The following is a 26,155-nucleotide window of genomic DNA, read 5'->3' on the forward strand; positions in this document are numbered from 1 at the left end:
ATCAGCAGGCACTGACGATTAGTAAGCAACTGGTGGCACAAGACCCGCAAAACGCCGGTAATCAGCGTGACCTGTCGGTATATTATGAGCGAATGGGCGATACCCAGTGGCAGTTAGGTAATACCGAAGCAGCGCTAGAGGCCTATCAGCAGGCACTGACGATTAGTAAGCAACTGGTGGCACAAGACCCGCAAAACGCCGGTAATCAGCGTGACCTGTCGCTATCTTATAAGCGAATGGGCGATACCCAGTGGCAGTTAGGTAATACCGAAGCAGCGCTAGAGGCCTATCAGCAGGCACTGACGATTAGTAAGCAACTGGTGGCACAAGACCCGCAAAACGCCGGTAATCAGCGTGACCTGTCGGTATATTATGAGCGAATGGGCGATATCCAGTGGCAATTAGGTAATACCGAAGCAGCACTAGAGGCCTATCAGCAGTCTCAGGCGATTTTTGAGCAACTGGTGGCACAAGACCCGCAAAACACCGATTTTCAGCGTGGCCTGTCGATATCTTATGAGCGAATGGGCGATACCCAGCGGCAGTTAGGTAATACCGATGCCGCCCTTGAGGCTTATCAGCAGGCGCTGACGATTAGAGAACAACTCATTGCACAAGACCCGCAAAATACCGGGTTTCAGCGTGATTTGTTAGTAAGTTTGGGGAAATTGGCAGATACCCTGGATAGCTTAGAAAGATATGAAGAGGCTAAGAATTTCTGGCAAAAATGCCTTGAGCAACTGTTATTAATACAGAGTAATGACACACTCCAAACCGACGACGCCCGATTCATTGAAATAGTCAGAAGTCGACTAGCTAACTACAACTGAAACGCATGAATTTACTGTCTGCTTTTCCCTTCTTTGCCGTTGACTACCAATCAAACCTGAACGGCTGAAATACGTACTTTATTGCCCTACAAACTGCATTTATCTGTTGAAATCAAGACAAAAAACGGACACTGAGGCTTCTTCAAAAGTAAGTTAACAATCGAGTAACCTGAATTGAAAGTGCCTGTTCAGTTATTTAATTATGCAGCATGGGGTTGCTTTACACATTAGGCGGTGTAATCGCATTAATTTTGGTCCCATTGCTATCAGCTTTATTTCAGCAGCTGTTCATTAGTTAATTTGGCGCGAAAAATAGACGGTAACGAATTATTAATCGGCACGGTGTGGGCGTTTAGTTGCCATTCATTGGTACTTGCGGGCCTGAACAACGTAATTGCTTAATCCTTCAACAACATGTTAGGCACCAGACACAAAAATACAATGGGCCTGCTTATGCAGCGGCCCCGTATGAGAAAAAACTAGCGCGATCGTGTACCTTTTTGTGCATACATGGCGTCATCAGCTTGCTTAATCATGTCTTCTATCGGTCGTTCATTATCAGCTGTGAAAGTTGCCGCACCAGCACTATAGGTAATTTTGTAAGGTTTATCATTGGAATCATTTTCTTGATTAACCGCGTCAGCAAACCTCGCCAGTATTGCTTCAATTTGCTGATTGGATGCGTCCGCTAACATTACAATAAATTCATCGCCACCAAGCCGCGCAACAATATCCGACTCTCGAAAGGTCTGGAGCATAAGTTGAGCAAATGCTTTTAAAACATAATCCCCTTCGTGATGTCCATAATCATCATTGATAGGCTTAAACTTATTGAGATCAAAGAGGATGAAGGTAATGTCGACTTTTTGGCGTCTACACATCTTAATCGAATGGTCGGCAAGTGTCAGAAAACCACGTCGATTTGATATCAGGGTCAGTTCGTCCAACGTTGCCATTTGGATTGATTTTACTTCCTGTTCAATCATTGCCCCCAAATCAGCGAGTAATTGTTGGTCTTCCTCGTCCATTTCTCGAGGCTTAGAGTCAATTAGGCATAAAGTACCAATATTTATCCCCTGTCGAAGTTTAATAGGATACCCAGCATAAAAACGTATTTCCGGTGCATCAGTCACAAGAGGATTGTCATGGAACCTTTCATCTTCAACTGCGTTAGGTACTATAAATAGACTACTTTCATTGATTGCATGACCACAGAACGATATCTCACGTGGTGTTTCGGTAGCGTCTAAGCCTTGTTTCGATTTAAACCACTGTCGATCACTATCTACCAGACTGACCAGGGATATCTCAACACCAAACATTCGTTTGGCCATGCGTGTTACGCGGTCAAATCGCTCTTCATGGGTCGTATCCAGTATTTCTAGGGTTCTAAGCGCGTGAAGGCGTTCGGCTTCATTTTCTGGGATTAAGGGAGTTTGCATTGGTACTCCAACAGCAGTATTGACAGAACACAGTATGCAAGATGCGAAGGACTTGTCAAATAATTACCAAGTAATGCTTAGTGAGTCTGTTTGTAGTAAGTTTTCTAGCCAAAGTGCCGCTTGTTACTAAGACATCAAAGTAACCACAATGATCGTCACTTTATTTAAATTAAAATGTCACAATGAGCTTAATAGAGAGCGGGCGAAAGTCCGCTTTTCAAGTATATGGAAGGAAATCGAGTCTTTAGCCAACTTTGGCTATACGTACATTTTGAGCATTCATTGCTTTGAGTCTTGATTCAGGCATAACAACCTTATCTTGTCTCTCAAAGACAACGAGTTATGAATCGAGTTTGTATCAAGCTATTTTAATTGCGATAGTCTGGTAAAGAACTAAAGGACCTTAATCAAGTGCGGGTCATATGGCTAAATTAAGCAAAGATGTCATATATGAATTTGTTAAAACTAGACAACAGCGGTCTCGTTTATTTGTCAACATGGCAATCATGTGCCTGCTCTATAATTTAGGCTTGTCGCTTTACGTTAAATTTGGGTCAGTTGAAATACCGGAGTCATTCAGGCTTATCGCTTACTGGGTTTTTTCAGTTGCTAGCTTGGTATTTTTCTACATTGCCTACTGGCACCGAAAACATCCAGCAACTTATCGAGCTTTAGTGACAAAAGAGCGGCTAATCGTTGAATATCCGCAATCAGAACAGTGGTCATTCAATATTGCTATTGAAGATATAGAGCGTTTTGAATCCCGCCAAAGCCTTAGCCATGCAGGAAGCGGTGTTATGCAAACAGGGGTTTTATTATCAGATGGCCGTTTTTACTCAATACCGGTCAATTATGGTCTTAATCTTGGCAAACTTCACAAAGCAATTAAGACCATTCGGCCAGAACTTGAATTCCCCACCAAGGTTAATAAGCGTATCGAAGGTTTTTTAGCTAAAGACTACGACCGTTAGTCAAATTGATTGTCAATTTAGAACAGCAGTATCAGATGAGAGATGCTTTAAAGATCTACCATTTTGCGCGTTAATATTGCGGGGCGTTAGACCATCATAGGTCCTAAGTCATCAGAATAATTTAGTTAAGGCGTGTTGCTGTTGGTATCAGACTTTTCAAGTTCAGCCATGCGCGCTTCCCACTCAGCAAACTTCTTAGCCGTGTTTTGATCAACGTCTGACTTGTGAGTTTCAATCCACCAACGTTCCAATAGCTGTACATTCTTGCGATTAGCTTTATAGAAGATATCGACAACATCCCCCACCAGCGGGATAAAACCAAGACCAAAATCGATCATTACGTTACGCAACATCTTACTCTGGATGTGTTCTGGCGCTCCGAGTTTTTTACCAAGATAAACAATTCGCAAAGACGCCAGCAGCATGCTGGCGTCTCCGACTCCGGGGATCAGACCAATAATAGAGTCTAGACCAACTGGGATGCCGATAATGGGCAGTTTAATGGCGGTATCAAGTAAATTGGCGATATCCTGCGCCTTACGCAGTTCGGCCGGTGCCATGGCATCGGCTTGGTCATTTTGTTCAAAGACAACAGGTTCTCGCGCCATAATTATTTCTCCGCGCCTAATTGTTTGGCGAGTGCTTCGCGCTGCTGATAATCATCACCTACGCACCAATCGGCTAAATTGCGCGCAATCAGCGTAAATAGCATATCTAAATGCGCATCGTCACTGTTAAGTGCTTCAATGTATTCGTATCGCTCACCGCCAGATTCCATAAAGTATTCGCGGTTTTCTTCACCAATCTCTTCAATGGTTTCCAGGCAATCCGCAGAGAAACCTGGGCAGACGATTTGCACCGACTTCACCCCTTGTGCAGGTAAGGATTTTAGCGTTTCATCAGTGTAAGGTTTTAACCACTCCTCGCGGCCAAAACGCGATTGGAATGTTGTTATGTACTCGTCTTTATTCAGGCCTAAACTCTCAGCCAATAAGCGTGACGTTTTATGGCATTCGCAATGATAAGGGTCACCATTGAGTAAGTAGCGTTTTGGAATACCGTGATACGAGAAAATCAACTTTTCTGCGCGCCCGTGCTCTTCCCAATGCACTTTAATTTTTTCAGCTTGAACATGAATAAATTCAGACTCATCGTGATAATGACTAATAAAGCGAAAGTCCGGTAGCCAGCGAGAGCGTTGAAAGTAAGCACTAACTGCGTCAAAGGTACTCCCCGTTGTTGAGGCACAATACTGTGGATATAGTGGTAAAACTAATAACTTGCGTACACCTTGTTGTTGCATCTTCTCTATGGTGTCGCTAATTGCTGGTTGCCCATAACGCATCGCAAAATCGACGATGACATCGTCGCCAAATACCTGTTTGCAACGTTCAGCGATGCCAGCCGCTTGATTCTGGGTGTGAACCATTAATGGTGATCCCTGCTCTGTCCATACAGTCGAGTATGCGGCTGCCGAACGCTTCGGTCGAATATTCAAAATAACGCCATTGAGGATCATCCACCACAGCAGTCGGGGCACTTCGACTACCCGAGGGTCAGATAAAAACTCGCGCAAATACACCTTCAAGGCTTTTTTCGTAGGCGCTTGTGGTGTTCCGAGGTTAGTAATTAAAACACCTATTTTATCGGCTTGCGAATGGCTAAAACCGGTATTGCTCTGATACTTCATATACGTTTATCTATAACTAGATTCAAAAAAAGGGTTAACAGCAATACGCTATTAACCCCAATTTAGACTTTTTCTTCGTTAACTCGCAACCACAAAGGTGTTACGGTGTGTAATAAGTCGCTGCACCTGGTCCTACAGGTAGGCCAAATACAAAGACCCACAAATAGAATAATAATGTCCAACCGACGATAAAGACCATCGAATACGGTAGCATGGTTGCTATCAGTGTCCCCATTCCCAGGTCTTTTTTGTATCGCGCCGCAATTGCTAGGATCAAACCGAAGTAACTCATCATCGGTGAGATTACGTTGGTAACAGAATCACCAATTCGATAAGCCGCCTGAATCACCTCGGGAGCAAAACCAATTAGCATTAACATCGGTACGAATATTGGGGCAGTAACTGCCCACTGCGCTGATGCACTGCCTAACGATAAGTTCACAATACCGCACATAATGATAAATAAGAAAAAGACCTCCGGACCATCTAACCCCAAAGTCTGTAACAACGTTGCACCTTTAACCGCCAATACCGTGCCCAAGTTAGTCCACTTGAAAAATGCCACAAACTGCGCTGCGAAAAACACTAGTGTGATGTAAAGGCCCATAGAGCCCATACTTTTCGACATCGCGTTGATAATATCTTTGTCGTTTTTCATGGTCCCGGCAACGCGGCCATACACAAACCCCGGCACCGCAAAAGTGATAAAGATAAATGCCACGATGCCTTTTAAGAATGGCGAGCCAGCAACCGCGCCCGTTTCGGGGTGACGCAAAATACCATTTTCCGGCACAATGGTGAGTGCCAAGATCGCACACATCACGGCAAAAGAAACACCTGCCCATGCCAGCGCTTTGCGCTCCTGTGCAGTAGGCGCCTCCATTTTCTGCTCGCCCAAATCAATTGATGCTTCACTGGGATCATAAGCACCTAATCGCGGCTCGACGATTTTTTCAGTCACAAACGCGCCCATAAATGCCACTGCGAAAGTACTAACAACCATAAAGTACCAATTGACTTCGGGGCCTACGACGTATGAAGGATCGAGCATGTGCGAAGCGGCTTCGGTGATCCCCGAGAGCAACGGATCAACTGTACCCAACAATAAGTTGGCACTATAACCACCAGATACACCAGCAAAGGCAGCCGCGAGTCCGGCCAAGGGGTGACGTCCCAGTGAGTGAAATATCATTGCTGCCAGTGGGATAAGAACGACATAGCCAAGCTCTGAAGCGGTATTTGAAATAATGCCAGCGAACACAACGGTCACCGTTACAGCCCGCTTTGAAGCATTCATTACCAATGCGCGCATGGCCGTTGATAGGAGGCCGGAATGCTCCGCCACAGAAACACCGAGAAGAGCTACAAGCACCGTACCTAATGGCGCAAAGCCCGTAAAGTTTGTCACTAACCCAGTCACAATGCGCTGCAGCCCCTCTGCGTTAAGTAGGGAGATAACTTCGATCATACCGTCTGGGTCACGGCCAATAGCCCCCAAGGGACGAGGATCTGCTACGCCGTAATCGAAAAAGCCAAGTAAACCGCTTAGCAAAACGATAAACAGGGCCAGCATTGCAAATAATGTAATTGGGTGCGGAAGTAAGTTACCTAACCACTCTACCGTAGCGAGGAAACGATTAAACCAGCCACTACCATTTCCCGCCTGTGGCGGCTTTGATACATCTGAAGAAGCCAAAAGAAACCCTCTGTCATGGCGATGCTCAGGCGATTGAATTGCCGGCATCGTTATAATAATTATTTTTTAAGAAGCTTAAGCTCTAACGGCTATGTTACCTAATTTAGCGTTAGATGTGCAGTGAATAACAAAGTCGCCAACCTTGAAGTGGTTATAAATTGTTCAAACGTAAAAAAACAGTTTATATTTCAATCTAGTGTCAAGAAATGTTGGGTGGTTTGAAAACCCTAAAACTTGGCTAATTCTGCTGACAAGGAGGCTGTAATGGCTGATTCAAAGCAAAAAACTAAGAAGAATGATAGCTCAGCGCCCGATAATGAACTTGGCCAATTACGCGAAATAGTATTCGGTGCGGCTAAGCGCGACATTGAAGCGCGTATCAATGCACTTGAGGCAAGCATGCAAAAAGGCTTTACCGAACTCCAACAAAGTCAATCTGACAATGTCGCCATGCTGCAAAAGACACTGAATGACACCGCCAATCAATTGGCCCAAAAGCTAGAAGGTGTAGACCAGAGTCATCAGCAAAAATCCGAAGAGCTCAATCAATATGTCGACCGCTTAGCTTCTGAATTAGAGATGTCCGACACCTCCAGTAAAGAAGATGCAGAGCAGTTACATGCGCGCATGGACAAGGAGGTGCGCGAGTTAACACAAAACTTCAACGACAAGTACGCAGATGCAATGGCGAAACTGGAGCAAGTCACTCAAGAGTTAACCTCGACCAAAACCGATCGCAAAACGCTGGCGAAGCTTCTTGCAACTATGGCGGTTAATCTCGAGACCGATGCGGACAACGCGTAACAGTCATGTCTGCTGCGGATAACGATCTTCCAGAATCAGAGCCGCAAGCTTCTGATCAACTGGCGCAATTGCGGGCCATTATTCATGGTCGCGATGGTGAGCATTTAATTGCAGCTATACAACCACACACACGCAAATTGGTAGGCGATGTTTTAATACAAGCATTGCACGATAAGCAACAGTCGGGTGAAGCCATTAATCGCGTCGTTGCACCGATGGTAGAAAAAACAGTTGAGCGTTCAGTCGCTAATCACAGCGAACAGTTCACCAGTATTCTCTACCCTTTAGTGGGTAGCTTAGTGCGCAAGGCTGTGAGTGCCTTTCTCTCGCAATTTATTGAACGCACCAATGACATTATCGAGAATGCCTTGTCACCGAAAGGTTTAAAATGGCGCTTTCAAGCGTGGCAAGCAGGGGTCAATTATTCTCAGTTCGTTGCCGCTCAAACCTATATTTATAAAGTAGAGCAATTGCTGCTTATTCACCGTGATACCGGGTTATTATTAAAATCCGTGTCAGCGGATGTCGAAGATGACAGTGATGCAGATTTGATCTCTTCAATGTTGTCGGCCATCAATGACTTCGTAGCCGATTCATTTAATCCACAAAATGCTGAACAACAATTAGGTGAAGTTAAGACGGACGACTTTACGTTGTTGATATGTCATAGTCCTCATGCGCTGCTGGTCGCGGCGGTGACCGGTAATGTGCCAAACTCTGTGCGGGTAAATTTGCAAGCTACACTGGATGAAATCCATGCGATGTATCGCGAAGATTTACTCGCATTTCAGGGCGATACTCTGGCGTTTGAAGTTACCGACACTACATTACGTGACTCACTTACCGCCGAAGTAAAACCTGAATATGAAAAGAAAAAACGCATACCCTGGTTTGGCTGGCTATTCTTCGTTGCCATCCTCTGTGGTATCGGCTGGTGGGCTTGGCAGCAATACGAGGATTATACGATTGCACAGAAAGTAACCGAGCTTAACGCAGAGCCTGGCATATTGATCACCGAACTAATACAAGCCGATGATGGCTATTTTGACGTCACGATATTGCGCGACTCAGCGAGCATCTCACTAGAGCGTTGGTTGCGCGAGCATGGATTAGCTAACGCTGATATCCGATTTAATCAGCAAGCGTTTATTTCGGTGGAGCCCACGATTGTGGTTCGCAAGCTCAAAAACTTGCAGCAGCGCTTTCCTGAAGTCGCCATGCACGGCGCACAGCCGATAGTCCTAAGCGGTGAGCTAGGCTGGCGAAAAATGCAGGCATTTAATGCAGAACTGGCAGCGCTTCCAGGTATTCACACGATACACATTGATCGCACGGCATTGAAGTTAAGTGAAGTCAGTATCCAAGCCGCCGATCAACCGGCAATTCAACGCCAACTGTTCGAACAATTAGTCGGTGAAATTTCAAGAATTAACATTGAATTTGCTAGCGGGGCTGCACAACTAGACGACATTGCGATTGAGAATGTTGTAGCACTGAAAAAGCTACTCGATGACGCCTTGAAAACTGCGCAATCGTTAAATTTAAGTGCTAACCTAATTATTATAGGGGCAAGTGATGCTACGGGCAGTTCGTCAGCCAATCAGCGCCTGAGTTTAGCGCGTGCCAACGCGGTAAAAACGGCTTTAATCAATCAAGGTATCAATGTCAGTCAATTATTTGCAACAGGCATAGGCGAAATCAACCTGTCAGATGACGCAGTTGCTACTCGTCGAGTGATGTTTAACTTAATGTACGCTGAAACTAGCCGCATTTCGGAGTTACAGGGAGAGTAATGATTCAAAAAAAGGTATGCATTCTTGGCGCTACGGGGGTCGGAAAAACGAGCTTAATTCGGCAGTTTGTCGAAGGCAGCTTTTCTGAAAAATACCTGACGACCATTGGCGTTAAGATTGACAAGAAACAAGTTGACGTTGACCAAACCAGTACCCAACTTTTGATCTGGGATTTGGAGGGAATCGATCGCTATTGTGGTTTTAATCCGCGATATCTTCGCGGTACCAGTGCCTTCTTCGTTGTCATGGACCAAACGAGGTCACAATCCCTGATTGAAGGGATGGAAATCCTTCACATGGCGCGAGACCACACTGCCGTACCTGCCATCATGATCATAAATAAGTGCGATTTAGATTCGGCTTGGCATTGGGATGCTGACAGTGTTAATCAGCGAGCGAGTGAATTTGATAATTGTTTTTATACTAGTGCGAAAACCGGTGAAAATGTCGAGCAAATGTTCACTGAAATTGCGCGACTTAGTCTTGGATAACCCATGAATTCGTCATTGTTCCAAGCCCTAGGTATTATCGATTGTGCAATCCTGCGTTACATGGGACGCAAGCATTTCGAAGTGATCTTTACCAAAGACGAATGGTTCTTTGACTTACTACCAGAAGCCACCGGGAATAGTAAGTTTGAACTTGCCGAGAACTCCGCTTTTCTGAATGACTTCTTACTCGACGCTGAAGACTTTTGGCAAAAACACAATACCGGCCAAATTCACTCTGGGATCTGGACTGAAAACACCGCTAACCGACAATTGCACCTTGAAGCGATTGCGGCCTACGCGGGTGGCGAACGGTTTATTGTTATCAACAATATGCAGCACGAGTACAAAGAACAGCAGAAGACCCTGCAAGTCGCGCGTGAACTGCTAATTAGTAACGATAAAATCCAAGCGCAACACCAATATCTCAATGACCGGTTGAGTAAGGTTCTATCTCAAAACGCAAGCTTGTTAGAATTAAACCTACCCATTCAGCAAGCAATTGAGCATGCATCTATTGGCGTTATCATCACTGATCAGAAGTTTAAACCTATCACCTTTAACCCTGCATCATGGAGTATCTTCGAGCTTGACCCGCAAAGCGCTGATACAACACCATTGGCAATTGTCACCGATATGTTTGACGACCAGTTTCCGGAAATAGAGCGTCTGAAAGCTCACCGCTCTAGCTGGAGTGGTGACCTTTATTGGCACTATCCACCGCGTTATCACAAGTGGCTCCAATGTGAGATACACCCCGTCATGGATGAGGGATTAGGCCTTAAGCATTGGGTGATCACATTAGCAGACGTCACGCGAATTAAATACCTGTTACAAACCAACGAAGATTTAGCGTTACATGATTCATTAACAGGATTGCCCAATCGTCAGTATTTTTGGCAAACGTTAGAGCAATCAATTCGCGCAGAGGAACACTTCTTCGTGATGTATGTAGATATCGATAAATTCAAAAATATCAATGAGCTACATGGCCATCTTACCGGTGACTCAATGCTTATTTCCGTAAGTAAACGGATTAAGAAGCGCTTGCAAAGAAGTGACTTTTTGGCGCGTATTGGCGCCGATGAATTCGCAATTGTGATTAAACCAAGTCCCGACATAGAACTGGAGCCCGGTTCAGATATCCTCGACCGAGTCACCGATATCGCAGCAGTCTTACGAGAAGATTCCCGCTCTCCTCACTTTACCGAGCGAGATGAACGCTGCAACTTACCTCTGCGCATTGGTATTGCTAGTTACCCCGCTGATGCATCAACGACAGAGGCGATAATGAAGGCTGCTGATCTGGCTTTACATGCAGCTAAGCTGTTCTCACAAGATCCAATCCAGTTTTACTCCTCCGATTTAAAGACTGCATCTGAAGCGCGTTTACGGCTGGAATCTCAGCTCCGCGAGGCGATCGCCAAAGAGCAACTGCAAGTTTATTTGCAACCTATATACGATTTAAGTTCAGGTCGGATCGTCAAAGCTGAAGCATTACTGCGCTGGTTCCCCACTAAGGATTCCAGTATCGGTCCTGATGTATTTATTCCGATCGCCGAGCAGACCGGGTTAATTTACCCTCTCGGTAAATGGGTGATAACCAAAGTGTGTGAATTACTCACCGTGTTTAAGCAACACAACATCAATATAAAGCTTGCTATGAACGTAAGCCCTCGCCAAGTGAGTGACCGTCATTTATTTGAATTTATTAAGTCAACTGCTGAGCGACTCGGTGTTGATGCGCATAAGTTAGAGTTAGAATTAACCGAAGGCGTATTGGTTGATAACTACAATAAAGCACAGAAGCTGCTCAACTCGCTGCGAGAGATGGGCGTAACCATTGCAATTGACGATTTTGGTACTGGCTACAGCTCGCTGTCATATCTAAAACATTTACCCATTGATCACCTCAAAATCGATCGTTCTTTAATCAGTGATATTGATACCAATGAGGATGATCGGGCAATCGTTTTAGCAATACTCGCTATGGCGACGCAACTGAGGTTGAAAGTCATTGCTGAAGGGGTTGAAACGATGGAGCAACAAGAGTTTCTTAAGCAGCACCGTTGCGCCTCAGCTCAGGGCTTTTATTACGCCAAGCCAATGCCATTGGAATCCTTCATAGCCTTCATGAAATAAAATTAAGGCGTAAAAAAAGCGCCTCAAAAGGCGCTTTCTATTGTACCTCAACAACTTATTGCGTCTCGCCGCCTTGAGAATTCAAATAGCGGAAGAAGTCGCTATTTGGCTCAACCACCAAGACGTCTTGTTTGCTATTAAAGCTGGCGCGATAAGCATCCATGCTTCTTAAAAAGCTATAAAACTCAGGATTCTTGCTGTATGCACTAGCATAAATGTTGGCAGCCAGAGCATCACCCTCACCGCGCAAACGACGCGCTTCTCGCTCTGCGGTAGCTAACATTACTTCGACCGTTGCATCGATATTAGAGCGCAAAACTTCCGCTTGCTCTTGACCTTCTGAACGGTGTTCACGAGCAACACCCGCCCGCTCAGCGCGCATGCGTTGGAAGATAGAAGCACTGACCTCTGTTGGTAAATTAATTTGCTTCACCCGAACATCGACGATCTCGATACCTAATTCATCAGAACTGCTTGACGCTTGTTCCATGGCTTGGTCCATTAACGCTGAACGCTCGCCCGATACGATTTGAGCAATGGTACGCGCACCGAATTCAGAACGCAGGCCATTATTCACCTTCTGCTTCAACAGGGCTTCCGCTTGGAATTTATTGCCGCCAGTAGATAAGTAATAACGCTCAAAATCTTCGATTCGCCACTTCACATAAGAGTCGACGATCAAGTCTTTCTTCTCCGATGTTACGAAGCGATCTGGCGCATCATCAAGTGTTTGAACACGCGCATCTAGCGGGCGAACTGTATCGATAAACGGGATCTTAAAGTGCAACCCAGGTTCAAACACTTTAGTTTCACCTGTTTGACTGTCTTTTTGAACTTTACCAAATTGAATCACAATCGCTTTGTTGCCTTCAGAAACAACAAATAGCGAGTTAAATCCCAAGAAGATAAGTACTGCGATAATAATTAATCCAAAATTCTTCATGATTAATTGCCTCCTCGGCCAAAACGGTCACCACGGGTACTTTGACGATTAGTCGTTGTCACCGGAGTGTCTGGTGTTGCAGCATTACGTAGGGTTTCAAGTGCATTGCGTGACTCATCTTGCGTTTGTTGCGTGCCTTGACGTTCTAGAATCTTATCTAATGGCAAGTACATCATGTTGCCACCCCCTTCAGAATCGATCATCACCTTGGTGGTATTACTAAACACGCTTTCCATTGTTTCTAGGTAAATCCGCTGACGGGTGACTTGTGGTGCAGCTTCGTATTGAGGTAGTAGCTCCTCAAATCGAGCCACTTCACCTTCGGCTTGCAAGATAACCCGCTCTTTATAGGCTTGCGCTTCTTCGTTCATCCGATTGACTCGACCACGAGCACGCGGCTCTAACTCGCGCGCATACGCTTCGGCTTCACGAATGAAGCGTTGTTCGTCCTCTTGTGCAGCGATTGCGTCATCGAACGCATCTTTTACTTCTTCTGGTGGACGTGCGTCTTTGAAGTTCATATCAATGATTTGCACGCCCATATCGTAAGGCTCAATAATGTCCTGCAACTCCTGCCAAACACGTTGACGCGTCTCTTCACGGCCATCAGTTAATACGTCGTCCATTTTAGAGTGACCCACAACGTAACGAATCGCGCTATCTAATGCTTGGCTCAAACTCACCTCGGGCTCCACCACCGCATATATCCAGCGGTAAGGGTCGATCACTCGAAACTGCATTTCCATCTGTACACGGACGAGGTTTTCATCTTCGGTTAGCATTGAACCCGATGACGATTGGTCGCGAATAGACTGGATGTCTACCGGAATTACCCGATCTATAAAACGTGGTGCCCAACGCAATCCAGGCTCAACCTGGGTGTAATACTCACCAAATCGCAACACTACGCCACGCTCAGCTTCACGAATGGTGTAGAATCCGCTAACGGCCCAGATCACTACAATCAGGCCGACTACTAGCCCGATACCAGCACTGCTGACCCCCTTGCCTGATCCGCCAGAGCCACCAGTACTCTTCGAAAACTTACCAAATAAATTCTTAAACACATCGTCAAGGTCGGGTGGACCTTGGTCGCGCCCCCCCTTGTTTTTCCAAGGGTCGTTGTTGTTACCACCCGGCTCATTCCAGGCCATAGATACACTCCGTAAACTACTGATTTAAAATTAACTACGTTTTTGCTAACAATTCAGTTTTATTTCACTGCGATTATAGTCGTCTAATTTGTCAAAATTAGGTCTTCCAACGCGCCTTTTTCACGTTTCAACAGACGTTGCCAGTCAGCACTTGGCATTCTTACGTCTACTACCCAGTCGCCCTGCTCGTTATATTCTTCGGCAGTTATGCAATTAAGCCCAAACAATACACCGCGTAGATGACTTGCTTGGGGTGGGATCCGTAAGCGTCGCTCAACAATAGACTGTGATAGTCTTTCAATGAGGGCTTGCTGCAATAATTCAATGCCCAAATTTTCCTGGGCTGAGATCCATACGCGGATAGGCTTGTCCATTTCATCACGATCAATACGTGGCTGCATCCCTTCCATGCGATCTATTTTGTTACAAACCATTAGCTGAGGCACTTCATCAGCATCGATTTCCTCTAACACCGCCTGTACTTGATCAGTATTTTCCTGATACTTATCATCAGCATAGTCAACCACGTGTAAAAGTAAATCGGCTTCTTGCGTTTCCTGCAAAGTCGCTTTAAACGCAGCCACTAGATCATGCGGCAAGTGGCGAATAAACCCTACTGTATCAGCGAGGATAATTGGTCCTACGTCACTGAGTTCGAGTTTGCGTAACGTCGGATCTAAGGTTGCAAACAATTGATCCGCCGCGTAAACCGACGCTTCGGTTAAGGTATTAAATAGTGTCGATTTGCCGGCATTGGTGTAGCCGACCAGTGAAACCGTAGGTATTTCTGCGCGCTTACGCGACCGACGCCCTTGCTCACGCTGCTTAGCCACTTTTTCCAAGCGCCGCAAAATGGCCTTTATTCTGCCGCGTAACAAACGGCGGTCAGTTTCCAACTGCGTTTCACCCGGGCCGCGCAATCCAATACCGCCTTTTTGACGCTCAAGGTGAGTCCAGCCACGGATCAAGCGCGTGGATATGTGCTTCAACTGAGCCAATTCCACCTGCAACTTACCTTCGTGGGTGCGTGCGCGCTGGGCGAAAATATCCAAAATGAGTCCAGTGCGATCAATCACTCGACATTTAAACACTTTTTCCAGATTGCGTTCTTGCGAGGGTGATAGCGCATGATTGAATATCACAACGTCAGCATTGAGGGTTCGCACGATATCGGCAATCTCGTCTGCTTTACCAGAACCTATAAATAGTTTTGCACTGGGGGCGTTGCGTGAGGTGGTCACTACATCGAGGGTGTTAACCCCTGCTGATGAAACCAACATCTCCAACTCAGAAAGGGCTTCCTTACTGGCTTCATCAGAGAATTCAACATGCACCAGTACTGCCTGCTCTCCTGATGCATAACGATCAAACAAAATGTACTCCGGTTGATTTAATCCGCAGCGTTATTCTCATCACCTTGGGAAGGCATTTGAATCGCGCGAGATGGCACGACTGTTGAGATTGCGTGCTTGTAAACCATTTGACTCACAGTGTTCTTTAACAAAATTACAAACTGATCAAACGATTCTACTTGGCCTTGTAATTTGATCCCGTTTACTAAATAAATCGATACTGGGATCCGCTCCTTTCTTAGCGCATTTAAGAATGGATCTTGTAGTGATTGCCCTTTAGCCATCATGAGTCCTTAATTTATTATCATTGTTCTAAGTGAGAGGATACACCCCAACCCACTGATTGTATAGCAAGTTACCTTGCTTAAATAGTGACCATTTCTACTATCTTAGTCGAATTTTCTTCGTCAAAGGTATCCAACCACTGTACCTTTGGCCAATTATTGAGCCAAGTGTGTTGTCTTTTGGCCAGCTGCCGCGTAGCAATTACGCCTTTTTCGCGCATAGTCTGACGGTCAAACTCACCGTCTAAGTACTGCCAGACCTGCCGATAACCCACACAACGCATTGAGGGTAAATCCAAGTGCAAATCACCGCGTGCTCGAAGAACCATCACTTCTTCAACAAAGCCGTTAGCTAACATTTGGTCGTAACGTAAAGCTATACGCTCGTGCAGCACCTTTCGATCGCTCGGCGCAATTGCAAATTGCCATAACTGAATATCAGCTTCTGCATCAATACCCAGTGTTTTTTGCGCCTGCCAATAGCTTAGCGGTTTGCCACTGGAGCGAAAAACTTCTAACGCTCTGCCAATACGCTGTGGGTCATTCGGATGTACTCGCTCAGCGACTTGCGGATCCACCTGCCGTAACTCAGCGTGTAAACTTGCCCAACCAGACTCCGCGGCTTCTTTTTGCAATACATCACGAATAGTTGGGTCCGCTGCTGGTATTTCGGAAATACCGTGAACCAGCGCATTGTAATACATCATGGTGCCACCGACTAACAGCGGGATTTTTCCCCGTTGATGGATCTCGCCAATTAAACGTTTAGTGTCGCGACAAAAATCAGCGACTGAATAACTATCGGCAGGATCAACAATATCGATGAGGTGATGTGGCACCAAAGCCTGTTCGGCCGCCGTTGGTTTTGCCGTTCCTATATCCATGTTGGTGTAGATCAGCGCAGAATCAACACTGATGATCTCACAGTTTAAACGCTGTCCGATATCGAGCGAAAGGCCAGTTTTACCTGATGCCGTCGGCCCCATCAGGGTTATTACGGGGTGGCGACTCACGACACCTGGCCTCGAGCCACTGACGACTGACCTAAATCTATCCACACCCCGTGATTAGCGAGTAATGTGTGTTGATGCTCCACAGCCATCGATGCCCACCACTGCAACGCCTCTTCGATCAACGACTCTCGCTCTACCAGCTGGGCAGCGCATAATTGACACAACTGCTCGGCTATATTACTGAGGCAAGTGCTGAGTAATGGTGCAAGCACCATCGACCATGGCATGCCGCGCCACCCAGCTGGCACCTGCTTTAAAATTAATTTGCTCGCGACCTTATCAACATGGATATTTAACTCAGCTAACGCTTGGCGCAAACTTTCTGACCACGATTCCGTTGACGGAATGGCCACTGGCATTAGTAACGGCTGTGACGTGCTGCACTGAGCCAAGCTTTGCTGCAGGTATAGATGCAGGAATACAGAATTTGATACCACCCAAAGACCATTGTCATCACGCTTGGCAAATGCTAACTGATTAGCGAGACGCATACTGGCAAAACCTGAAATGCGTTGTGATGCCTCTGTTACCGACATTAACTGGGTATAGGATTGACCTGCCCGAGCGATGTCGCTGGTACTTTGCGTCCGTGCATGTTGATGACTACTGCTACTTGCGCTCCTGGATTGGGGGGTCAGCTGCTGGGGCGGCGAGTACTGATGGCTTTTTAATGGTTCTAGTGGCGCTAGCGATTCTTCAATTTTTCCAGCAGCGGCAGCTGTAGACAATGTCTGCTTAACCTGGCTGACGATAAAATCGTGCACTGTACGGGCGTGATGAAAGCGCACCTCATGCTTGGCCGGGTGAACGTTAACGTCAACGTCACTGGGTTCAACTTCGACAAACAAGACATATTGCGCTTCGACGTCTGTCAAACCAAGTAGCTCAAATGCCTGTCGGATTGCATGATTAATCAGCTTATCTCGCATCGGTCGATGGTTGACGAAACTGTACTGCCAGTCTTGACCCGTTTGCGGCGCAGAAGGATTTACAATAAAGCCTTGCAGCGTCGCTTCTTCGCATTGTGCCTCAAGGGCCAGCAGTTGACGTTCATCAGTTTTGCCAAGCAAGTCAGAAACCCGTTTATACAATGACTCCGTTGCTTTCACTTGCTTAACGCGCTTGCCATTGTGTTTCAGGGTAAAACCAATGTTTTGGTGGCCAAGTGCTATGCGTCGGAAAACGGTTTCAATATGACTAAATTCGGTTTTTTCCGTGCGTAGAAAGCGTCGCCGAGCCGGCGTATTAAAAAACAAATCATCCACTCGCACACTGGTACCCACCGGATGGGCGGCGGGCAAGATTTCAACCTCCATATCGCGGCCTTGTGCCTGTGCCTGCCAGGCTTCATTTTGCACCGCGGTTTTGGATGTTAAGGTCAAGCGGCTGACTGAGCTAATACTCGCCAGAGCCTCACCGCGAAATCCCATACTGGCAATGGCTTCTAAATCATCCAGAGACTTGATCTTACTGGTTGCATGACGACTCAAGGCAAGCTCTAGTTCGTCTCTGGGGATGCCTTTACCGTTGTCGCGGATCAGTATCTGCTTATGGCCGCCCTGATAGATTTCGACCTCTATCATTGTAGCCCCTGCATCAATGCTATTTTCAACAAGCTCTTTAACTACAGAAGCAGGGCGCTCAACGACTTCTCCGGCCGCAATTTGGTTTGCCAACTCAGCAGGCAAGCGTTGGATCGACACTCAAATACCTAATTAAATCGTCGGGATAGTTAACACTTGGCCAATGCGCACTACATCGTTGGTCAAGTTGTTAGCTGCTTTGATACTACTTACCTTAACGTTGTAGCGTTGTGCAAGCAATGACAATGATTCGCCGCTTACCACTTTGTGCTGGCGTACGGAGTTTTTGTTTGCCGCCCACAATGTCCCGTCAGGCGGAACCGCTTGAAAATAGCGTTTGGTTGCTGTGAACACAGATTCAGCCAGACGCTGACGGTGCTTTGCCCAGTTTAAGTTTTTCTCTTCCTGAGGGTTAGAGATAAACCCAACTTCAACCAATATAGAGGGAATATCAGGCGATGTTAGAACGGCCAAACTCGCAGCTTGCGGTCTGGTTTTATGCATACGTGTTATTTTTCGCATTTCAGCGATAACTTTTTCGGATAAATCATGACTGGTGGCCATCGAATGATCCATCGATAAACCGAGTATTGTCTCGGCTAAGTAGCGCTCACTGGTAGCGTCATTTATGACCTCAGCAGCACCGCCTAAGAGCTCTGAGTGACGCTCGGTACGCTCCATCCAGCGACCTAACTCAGTGTCAGCTCGACCGGTTGAAAGAACCCAAACAGAGCCACCTCGAGGTTGTGGCGTTGTAAATGCATCGGCGTGAATTGAGATCAACAAATCGGCTTTGTGTTCACGCGCCAGCTCAGGACGACGATTGGGCGAAATATAATAATCGCCGGTGCGGATCAATACTGCTCGCATACCCTCCTCGCCATCAACCAACCCGGCTAACTTTTTAGCAATACTCAGGACAATATTTTTCTCATAGGTACCGGTAGGACCAATCGACCCTGGATCTTCTCCACCGTGACCCGCGTCAATAGCAATAATGATATCGCGGTCACGATCGCTCTCATCGCTGCGCTTGACCACCGTGGGCTGGCTTTGCTGAATAGCGTACGGCAAATCAACGACCAACCGGTGACCGTAGGGTTCCGTTGGCGGCATCGCGAATAAATTTGGGGTCACCGGACTCGCTAAATCCAAAACTATGCGAGTACTTTGCTGGTTCTTTGGTGTACTTGTACGAATGCGTTGCAAAAGCTCATTGAGATGCTCGGGACCAGACAAATCGGCAGTCAGTGACGTCTCGCTGAAGTCAATAACTAGGCGATCTGGGTTTTGCAGTGTGAAATAAGTAAAACTCGGCTGTGCCTCAAGGTCAAACACCACTCGAGTATTGGTTGGCGAAGGCCAAACGCGCACGCCTTCAATACTATTTGATGCAGAAATCGTCGCACTAAAAAATAATAGAAACAAACAGCTGGCAAGGCGCAACCAAGCAATCAAACTTTTCTCAAGTTGTCTGTGGGTAAACCCTTCCATCGCTAAATGCCAATACTTATGTTATCCGTTATGCGCCTTTTCAACCATTGTAAGTAGGTACTCACCTAGTTGAGATTCTGCAGTGAAATTAATCTGGCGCAAAGAGTCACTGCTGATATCCATGTCGATATTAATGCTTAAATCCGCGTCTGCCAAGTGCTGTGCGCCTTTATCCGGCCATTCAAACAAACAGATTGAACGCTGCTGCAAATAGTCGCGAATCCCCATAAATTCCAGTTCTTCCGGATCAGCTAACCGATATAGGTCGAAATGATATACAGAAAAGTCTGGTAAATCATAAGGTTCGACCAATGTATAGGTTGGACTCTTAACCCGACCTGAATGCCCCAGACCGCCAATCAGTCCACGGCTAAAGGTCGTTTTACCTGCGCCCAAATCGCCGCGCAAATAGATGATAAGCGGAAATTTTGCGACCGCCTGAATCGCCGTTGCTAATTGTTGCGCAACCTGATCTGTCGCCTCAGTGTTCTCGACCGTAACGCGCATGGTTGAAAATTGACTCACAACCTACCCTGCTTAGACAATCTTATGATTGATAAGTGCGCGTAATGCGTCGAAAAGATCACTGGCTAACAAACCTCGTTGGCCAAACTCTTTGGCCAAAACATCGCCAGCTCTGGCGTGTAAAGAAACACCGTATTTGCATGCTACATCGGCCTTAAGTGCTTGAGCAAACAAAGCGCCTAACACACCACTCAAGACATCGCCCATGCCCGCTGTCGCCATACCCGGATTGCCATGACGAACAACCCATGCATGGCGTTCATTGTCGATGATACTGCCTGCGCCTTTGAGCACACAGGTGGCATGATAGCGCTGGGACAGCTGCCTAGCAGCATTGAATCGATCGCTCTCGATTTCATCAACACTTACATTTAGCAGCCTTGATGCCTCACCAGCATGCGGAGTGAGTACACACTGACTCATATTAAAAGTGCCTGAATACTTCGATAATAAGTTCAAGGCATCAGCATCAATCACAATAGGTTTAGCCTTCGACTGACAATACTGTAGCGTTTTATCAAACGCGTTTTGACTCCAATCGTCTTGGCCCAAACCAGGACCTATTACGACACAGGTAGCCCATTCTAGGGCTTGCTCAAGGCTGTCAGTAATGACCATCAATTCTGGTCGGCCGGCATTTATTTGAATCTTAGAGTCTTCGTGAGCATAGACTTTTACCAGCCCGGTACCACAGCGCAACGCAGCCTCTCCCGCCAGGCGAATAGCACCCGCAGTGCCCTTGTTACCACCGATACACAAGAGACGCCCATACGTGCCCTTATGAGAATGAATCTGGCGCGGTGCCATTTGCGCAAAGTTCTCGAGTTCAATAATGGTTGCTGTAGAGCGTGCTAAACTGAGAAACGCCTTACCGATGCCTAGGTCATCAAAAATTAATTGACCACAAGACTGCTTACCGGCACCTGTTACCAACCCCGATTTGATTCCGACAAAAGTCACCGTGATATCGGCTTGTATGCAGCGCCCCATCGACTGACCAGTATTCGCTTCAAGTCCGGAAGGGACATCAATACTCACCACGGGTTTTGACGATTGATTGACTGTATCGATAATTGTGGCGTATTCATTGCGGATGTCACTATTCGTTCCAGTGCCTAACAAGGCATCAATGACAACATCACATTTATCCAATAACTCGGGGGAGAAAACCGAGATTTCGCCACCAGAATCCAACCAACGCTGTTGCGCTTTGGCTGAATCGCCTTGCAACACTCGGTCAGGCTCAACGGCACAAACGACTACATGCTTGCCCGCATTCTTAGCTTCACTTGCAGTAATGTATCCGTCACCGCCATTGTTCCCATGGCCTACAAGCACTAGATAGTTATCACTGTTAGGCATGTGTAATTGGCATTTTTCAAACACTCTGCGACCAGCCCGCAACATCAGTGTATACATTTCACAGCCTGACTGTTTAGCCGCTGTTTGTTCGTTGTCTCTTACCTGATCGGCTCGGTAGAGTTTGTGTGCTAAGCTTTGCGCCAATTCAGTATCTAACATTGTCTAATGACCACCATAGATTCGATTGATTTAAATAACTTAGCAGACAATATCAAGGCTTGGGGCAAGGCGCTAGGTTTTCAGCACGTTGGAATCAGTGATGTTGATCTAGCTCAGCACGAGGCGCATTTGCAGCGATGGTTAGAGGCCGGCTATCACGGCGAGATGACCTATATGGAAACTCATGGATTACTCCGAGCGCGTCCGGCTGAGTTGCTACCCGGAACCCTTCGTGCCATCGCTGTTCGCTATGACTACTTACCCCCTGAGGCTAAGTTCGCAACGGATCTTGCCAACCCAAACACGGCGTACATCAGCCGCTATGCGTTGGGCCGCGACTACCACAAAGTCGTCAGAAAAAAGCTGAAGCAGTTGGGCGATAGAATTAAAGCCGAGGTCAGCACAACGAATTTCCGTCCTTTTGTTGATTCTGCACCTGTATTGGAGCACGCATTAGCAGAAAAAGCGGGCATCGGTTGGACGGGAAAACATTCGCTAACACTCAGTCAAGAAGCAGGCTCCTGGTTCTTTTTAGGCGAGTTGCTGATCAATCTGCCGCTACCCGTTGACCAGCCAGTCGAAGAGCAGTGTGGTACCTGCACCGCATGCATGACTATTTGTCCCACTCAGGCTATTGTCGCACCCTATACCGTCGACGCGCGCAAGTGCATCTCTTACCTTACGATAGAGCAAGACGGTGATATTCCTGAGGACTTGCGAGCACTAATCGGCAATCGTATTTATGGCTGTGACGATTGCCAATTAGTTTGTCCTTTCAATCAAGACGCCCCTATTACAACCGACGCGGACTTTTCGCCGCGCCAAGTATTGATGAGTAAGCCGTTAGCTGAGCTTATGAGTTGGACTGAGACTGAGTTCTTACAAAACACTGAAGGCTCACCCATTCGTCGAATCGGCTATGCGCGCTGGCAGCGCAACATTGCTGTTGGATTGGGCAACGCCGATTGCACTGAGGACAACTTGGCCGCATTGCGGCAGGCTAAAGGGCGTGTCAATGCCATGGTAGATAACCATATTGACTGGGCACTGGAACAATTAGCAGCGAAAACCGAACGCGCTGCTATGGTAACGCGCCAACAGCAACGTTTAGTCCGGTCAATTAGAAAAGGTCTTAAGCGAGACGCATAGCTTGTGCCGCCCTGTTGCGGACGCCTATTCGGGGACGCCTTTTTAGGGGCGCCTAGTCTTGGTGATATTGACGACTTAGTTTGTGCACGGCATCGACGAACACTTTGGCATTTTCCGGTGGTACATCAAGGTGAATACCATGCCCAAGATTAAACACGTGCCCACTGCCGTGCCCGTAACCTTGTAAAATACCGTCTACCTCTTGCTCGATCCGTTCAGGCGCCGCGTAAAGCATAGAGGGATCCATATTGCCTTGTAGTGCCACCTTATGACCCACTCGCGCACGTGCCTCTGCGATGTTAATTGTCCAGTCTAGACCAACGGCATCACAACCTGTAGCTGCAATAGATTCTAACCACATGCCGCCGTTCTTAGTGAAAAGCGTCACCGGTACTTTACGGCCTTCATTTTCGCGAATAAGGCCATCGACAATTTTATGCATGTACTGCAATGAAAAATCACGATAGTCCCGCGGCGTAAGTACACCGCCCCAAGTATCAAATACCATGACTGACTGAGCACCGGCCTTAATTTGCGCATTGAGGTATAGAATGACCGAATCAGCCAGCTTATCTAACAACGCATGAAGGGACTGCGGATCAGCATACATCATCTTTTTAATTTTAGTGAACGCTTTGCTTGAACCCCCTTCAACCATGTAAGTTGCCAGAGTCCATGGACTGCCAGAAAAGCCAATTAACGGCACGTCACCATTGAGGCCTTTGCGGATTGTACGCACCGCATTCATCACATACCCCAGTTCTTGTTCTGGATCGGGAACTGGTAATTGTGCCACAGCCGCTGCGCTGTCAATGACGTGCTGAAATCTTGGACCTTCACCCGTTTCAAAGTACAAGCCAAGTCCCATAGCGTCCGGGATAGTCAGAATATCTGAGAAAAGTATTGCCGCATCTAAGTTAAAGCGACGCAATGGCTGTAGGGTCACTTCACAAGCCAACTCTGCATTTTTACACAACGACATAAAGTCACCGGCTTCGGCACGCGTCGCCTTGTATTCGGGCAAATAGCGGCCGGCTTGACGCATCATCCATACAGGAGTTACATCTACCGGTTGTTTCAATAAAGCCCGTAAGTAGCGATCATTTTTCAGTTGCATGCAATGTCTCAAAAAAACTCTGTCAATATTGGCGCGCGAATATAGCAACTTTTACGCGCTTTTTCAGGATTTCTTATGCTTTTGCCACCGATTCACACTAATTTCTGTCTAAAACTTGCGCAATAAGTAAGTGTTTGCTATACGTATAACCCATAATAAAAAAAGAATCTCGTTGACGAGACCGCGCTAGAAGTATTTAGGCCCGAAAGCAATTTCGGGCTTTTTTATGCTTACTCTTTAGCTTTGAGTCTGGCTACCGTGGTTTCGATGAGTTGACCGGCAATTGACAAGGTGGGAGGGACTAACGGTAATTGATCAATGTGGTACCAATTTGCATCACAGATTTCATTCTCATCAGGCGTAATTTCTCCCCCAGCGTATTCAGCAATGTATCCGACCATCAATGAGTGCGGGAAAGGCCAAGGTTGACTCCCAAAATATTCGAGATTTTTGACTTTAACACCGACCTCTTCCATTACCTCCCGGTGTACTGCCTCTTCAAGACTCTCGCCACTCTCGACAAAACCTGCGAGCGTTGAGTACATACCGGTATTTTTATGTCTCGTGCCCATTGCCAGCAGCAACTCTTGCCCGCGATAAATAGCCACAATAATGCAAGGCGATACGCGCGGATAACAGCGGTGACCACAACGATCGCAGTGAGTTGCCATTTCCCAGTCCACTTGCCGCATCCTATTGCCACAACTCCCGCAATATCGGTGGGTTCGCATAAATAATGCGTATTGCCAAGCTTTGGCGAACAAACCAAACTGTTCGGGGCTGCCGTGCATCAAAGCACCACGCAATCCTACAGTTGGCAGTTCGTGCTCGAGTTGCTCATTTTCAGTGTCGAGTAAAAAAACTGATTTTTTTTCATATTCGCCAAGTACCACAATATTGTCTTCATAGTGCCTAACAAATGTGAGTGCCGACCAACGGCAAAGCATCATTAAAGATTGATCATCAGGCCTGATCATTCGATCTTTGTTAACAATTATCCAGAATGCTAAGTGATCGTTTTGTATGGCTTTTTTGATACTCAAAGTGTCTTCGCCTCTGTTTTCTTGTTGTTCATTTTTTGCTCAGTGATATACTCAAAATATCGATTCGACTGACCTATTAGGGAGGTTCATTCATGCTTAGTCAAGTGGAACCCGCAGCGGCGCGGTTCACAACTATAAATACGACAATCGACACATGGTTAAATGAGCGCCAGCAGCTGTTGATAGAGTATTGCGCAATAGCCGGGCTTTCCGGGAATAAGCTGGAAAGCGCACAGTCATTGCCTACGGGAAATGATGTTACGCAGTTTTGCGAGATCATGATGGACTATGTGTCAGCGGGTCATTTCGAAATCTTCGATATTATGGCAAGTGAAGATCCAGCGGGCGAAGAACTGCGTAACGCGCTTTATCCAAGTATTCTTGAGACCACAGATTTAGCTCTGGCCTTTAACGATCGCTACGCCGACGTCGACACCATTGATGCTCCGGCAGAGTTTGAATCGATGGTTGCGAAGCTGGGAGAAAACTTGGCCATTCGATTTGAGTTAGAAGATAAACTGATTCAGCATCTCTCTGATGCGCTACAGGCGAGTGAAGAAAACTGAGCTCTTTTTTAGTCCGTATTTGTGCTAGGCTAATCGCTAGTGACAGATTGTTCGATTGCAGTGCAATCTTTATCTAGTTCAAACAGTTAGCATTTAATGAAGGTACGATGAAAAGCATTCCTGCATTGATGGAACAAGCCAGCGAGTTTTGTGAGCAAAAAGGCGTTCGCTTTACTCCGCTTAGAGCAAAAGTTTATCAATTATTGTTATCCAAAAGCCGTCCGATGGGCGCCTACGAATTACTCGATGTCCTGAGAGAAACTGAAGCTAGCGCTAAACCCGCGACAGTCTATCGTGCACTGGATTTCCTACTGGATCACGATCTCATTCACAAACTAGAATCCACCAACAGCTTTGTAGCCTGCCATCACTTTGGTTGCAGTCATCCCGTCCAGTTTCTTATTTGCGACAGTTGTGGCGATGTGGCAGAGATTCAGTCTGAGGGCATTGAAGATAAACTAAATTCACAAGCACGTGACCGAGGCTTTCAAATCTCTAAACAGACCATTGAAGCACATGGCTTGTGCGCACAATGCCTGGAAGAGGAGTAAGCGC

General features: G+C 46.6%; 24 protein-coding genes (1 of these 24 cut by a window edge). 9 read left to right on the forward strand and 15 right to left on the reverse strand.

Going from position 1 to position 26,155, the window contains the following annotated elements:
* A protein-coding gene (locus QTP81_RS00320) for a tetratricopeptide repeat protein (protein ID WP_434532960.1) crosses the window boundary here: on the forward strand, positions 1–830 show its 3' portion. It extends 2,023 nt beyond the left edge of the window; 830 of the gene's 2,853 nt are visible here — the last part of the coding sequence; its start codon lies beyond the left edge, outside the window; the stop codon is at positions 828–830.
* A 479-nt stretch (positions 831–1,309) separates the two neighbouring features.
* Here the strand turns inward: QTP81_RS00320 and QTP81_RS00325 are convergent, their stop codons facing one another.
* The gene (locus QTP81_RS00325; RefSeq protein WP_289362941.1) at positions 1,310–2,272 is read right to left on the reverse strand and encodes a GGDEF domain-containing protein; all 963 of its coding nucleotides are present in this window, start codon (positions 2,270–2,272) and stop codon (positions 1,310–1,312) included.
* Between the two features lie 422 nt (positions 2,273–2,694).
* On the opposite strand from QTP81_RS00325, the gene QTP81_RS00330 reads away from it, so the two are divergent.
* Positions 2,695–3,243: a hypothetical protein gene (locus tag QTP81_RS00330; RefSeq protein ID WP_289362942.1), complete on the forward strand. Its 549-nt coding sequence runs from the start codon at positions 2,695–2,697 to the stop codon at positions 3,241–3,243.
* 125 nt (positions 3,244–3,368) lie between these two features.
* Here QTP81_RS00330 and QTP81_RS00335 read toward each other — a convergent pair whose 3' ends face one another.
* From QTP81_RS00335 to QTP81_RS00345, 3 genes are all read right to left on the reverse strand, one after another.
* Complete coding sequence (locus QTP81_RS00335; protein WP_289362943.1) at positions 3,369–3,851, reverse strand: DUF4112 domain-containing protein; 483 nt, start codon at positions 3,849–3,851, stop codon at positions 3,369–3,371.
* Positions 3,852–3,853: 2 nt separating this feature from the next.
* The gene (gene hemH / locus QTP81_RS00340; protein ID WP_289362944.1) at positions 3,854–4,933 is read right to left on the reverse strand and encodes a ferrochelatase; all 1,080 of its coding nucleotides are present in this window, start codon (positions 4,931–4,933) and stop codon (positions 3,854–3,856) included.
* A gap of 100 nt (positions 4,934–5,033) precedes the next feature.
* On the reverse strand, positions 5,034–6,629 hold the full coding sequence (locus tag QTP81_RS00345; protein ID WP_289362946.1) for an AbgT family transporter: 1,596 nt from the start codon (positions 6,627–6,629) through the stop codon (positions 5,034–5,036).
* A 264-nt stretch (positions 6,630–6,893) separates the two neighbouring features.
* On the opposite strand from QTP81_RS00345, the gene QTP81_RS00350 reads away from it, so the two are divergent.
* From QTP81_RS00350 to QTP81_RS00365, 4 genes are read left to right on the forward strand one after another with little or no spacing between them, the layout of a single operon-like run.
* Positions 6,894–7,433: a hypothetical protein gene (locus tag QTP81_RS00350; protein WP_289362948.1), complete on the forward strand. Its 540-nt coding sequence runs from the start codon at positions 6,894–6,896 to the stop codon at positions 7,431–7,433.
* A gap of 5 nt (positions 7,434–7,438) precedes the next feature.
* Positions 7,439–9,226, forward strand: coding sequence for an OmpA family protein (locus tag QTP81_RS00355; RefSeq protein ID WP_289362950.1), 1,788 nt, complete (start codon positions 7,439–7,441; stop codon positions 9,224–9,226).
* On the forward strand, positions 9,226–9,717 hold the full coding sequence (locus QTP81_RS00360) for a Rab family GTPase (protein WP_289362951.1): 492 nt from the start codon (positions 9,226–9,228) through the stop codon (positions 9,715–9,717). Before QTP81_RS00355 ends, QTP81_RS00360 begins: the two co-directional genes overlap by 1 nt.
* Before the next feature lie 3 nt (positions 9,718–9,720).
* Positions 9,721–11,856, forward strand: coding sequence for a putative bifunctional diguanylate cyclase/phosphodiesterase (locus QTP81_RS00365; RefSeq protein WP_289362952.1), 2,136 nt, complete (start codon positions 9,721–9,723; stop codon positions 11,854–11,856).
* 55 nt (positions 11,857–11,911) lie between these two features.
* On the opposite strand, the gene hflC is transcribed toward QTP81_RS00365, so the two are convergent.
* The 9 genes from hflC to QTP81_RS00410 form a co-directional block, all read right to left on the reverse strand.
* Positions 11,912–12,799 carry a protease modulator HflC gene (hflC, locus tag QTP81_RS00370; RefSeq protein ID WP_289362953.1) on the reverse strand — a complete coding sequence of 296 codons (888 nt, stop codon included), beginning with the start codon at positions 12,797–12,799 and terminating at the stop codon, positions 11,912–11,914.
* Positions 12,800–12,801: 2 nt separating this feature from the next.
* Positions 12,802–13,953 carry an FtsH protease activity modulator HflK gene (gene hflK, locus QTP81_RS00375; RefSeq protein WP_289362954.1) on the reverse strand — a complete coding sequence of 384 codons (1,152 nt, stop codon included), beginning with the start codon at positions 13,951–13,953 and terminating at the stop codon, positions 12,802–12,804.
* 83 nt (positions 13,954–14,036) lie between these two features.
* Entirely contained in the window at positions 14,037–15,326 is a 1,290-nt protein-coding gene (hflX, locus tag QTP81_RS00380; protein WP_289362955.1) for a ribosome rescue GTPase HflX, read from the reverse strand.
* Between the two features lie 17 nt (positions 15,327–15,343).
* On the reverse strand, positions 15,344–15,589 hold the full coding sequence (gene hfq / locus QTP81_RS00385; RefSeq protein ID WP_289362956.1) for an RNA chaperone Hfq: 246 nt from the start codon (positions 15,587–15,589) through the stop codon (positions 15,344–15,346).
* Between the two features lie 80 nt (positions 15,590–15,669).
* Positions 15,670–16,575: a tRNA (adenosine(37)-N6)-dimethylallyltransferase MiaA gene (miaA, locus tag QTP81_RS00390; RefSeq protein ID WP_289363363.1), complete on the reverse strand. Its 906-nt coding sequence runs from the start codon at positions 16,573–16,575 to the stop codon at positions 15,670–15,672.
* A 23-nt stretch (positions 16,576–16,598) separates the two neighbouring features.
* Positions 16,599–18,305 carry a DNA mismatch repair endonuclease MutL gene (gene mutL, locus QTP81_RS00395; protein WP_289362957.1) on the reverse strand — a complete coding sequence of 569 codons (1,707 nt, stop codon included), beginning with the start codon at positions 18,303–18,305 and terminating at the stop codon, positions 16,599–16,601.
* Positions 18,306–18,317: 12 nt separating this feature from the next.
* On the reverse strand, positions 18,318–19,679 hold the full coding sequence (locus QTP81_RS00400) for an N-acetylmuramoyl-L-alanine amidase (RefSeq protein ID WP_289362958.1): 1,362 nt from the start codon (positions 19,677–19,679) through the stop codon (positions 18,318–18,320).
* A gap of 21 nt (positions 19,680–19,700) precedes the next feature.
* Positions 19,701–20,186: a tRNA (adenosine(37)-N6)-threonylcarbamoyltransferase complex ATPase subunit type 1 TsaE gene (tsaE, locus tag QTP81_RS00405; protein WP_289363364.1), complete on the reverse strand. Its 486-nt coding sequence runs from the start codon at positions 20,184–20,186 to the stop codon at positions 19,701–19,703.
* Between the two features lie 30 nt (positions 20,187–20,216).
* Positions 20,217–21,725: an NAD(P)H-hydrate dehydratase gene (locus QTP81_RS00410; protein ID WP_289362959.1), complete on the reverse strand. Its 1,509-nt coding sequence runs from the start codon at positions 21,723–21,725 to the stop codon at positions 20,217–20,219.
* 6 nt (positions 21,726–21,731) lie between these two features.
* On the opposite strand from QTP81_RS00410, the gene queG reads away from it, so the two are divergent.
* On the forward strand, positions 21,732–22,874 hold the full coding sequence (gene queG / locus QTP81_RS00415; protein WP_289362960.1) for a tRNA epoxyqueuosine(34) reductase QueG: 1,143 nt from the start codon (positions 21,732–21,734) through the stop codon (positions 22,872–22,874).
* A gap of 52 nt (positions 22,875–22,926) precedes the next feature.
* Here queG and hemE read toward each other — a convergent pair whose 3' ends face one another.
* The gene (hemE, locus tag QTP81_RS00420; RefSeq protein WP_289362961.1) at positions 22,927–23,991 is read right to left on the reverse strand and encodes a uroporphyrinogen decarboxylase; all 1,065 of its coding nucleotides are present in this window, start codon (positions 23,989–23,991) and stop codon (positions 22,927–22,929) included.
* A gap of 230 nt (positions 23,992–24,221) precedes the next feature.
* The gene (gene nudC / locus QTP81_RS00425) at positions 24,222–25,034 is read right to left on the reverse strand and encodes an NAD(+) diphosphatase (RefSeq protein WP_289362963.1); all 813 of its coding nucleotides are present in this window, start codon (positions 25,032–25,034) and stop codon (positions 24,222–24,224) included.
* A 92-nt stretch (positions 25,035–25,126) separates the two neighbouring features.
* On the opposite strand from nudC, the gene rsd reads away from it, so the two are divergent.
* On the forward strand, positions 25,127–25,600 hold the full coding sequence (gene rsd / locus QTP81_RS00430; protein WP_289362965.1) for a sigma D regulator: 474 nt from the start codon (positions 25,127–25,129) through the stop codon (positions 25,598–25,600).
* A 107-nt stretch (positions 25,601–25,707) separates the two neighbouring features.
* A complete protein-coding gene (locus QTP81_RS00435) occupies positions 25,708–26,151 on the forward strand; it encodes a transcriptional repressor (RefSeq protein WP_289362966.1) in 444 nt (147 codons plus the stop codon).
* Positions 26,152–26,155: the final 4 nt, after the last annotated feature.

The sequence above is a fragment of the Neoalteromonas arenosi genome (assembly GCF_030362855.1).
Classification (GTDB): Bacteria; Pseudomonadota; Gammaproteobacteria; order Enterobacterales; family Alteromonadaceae; genus Alteromonas_E; species Alteromonas_E arenosi.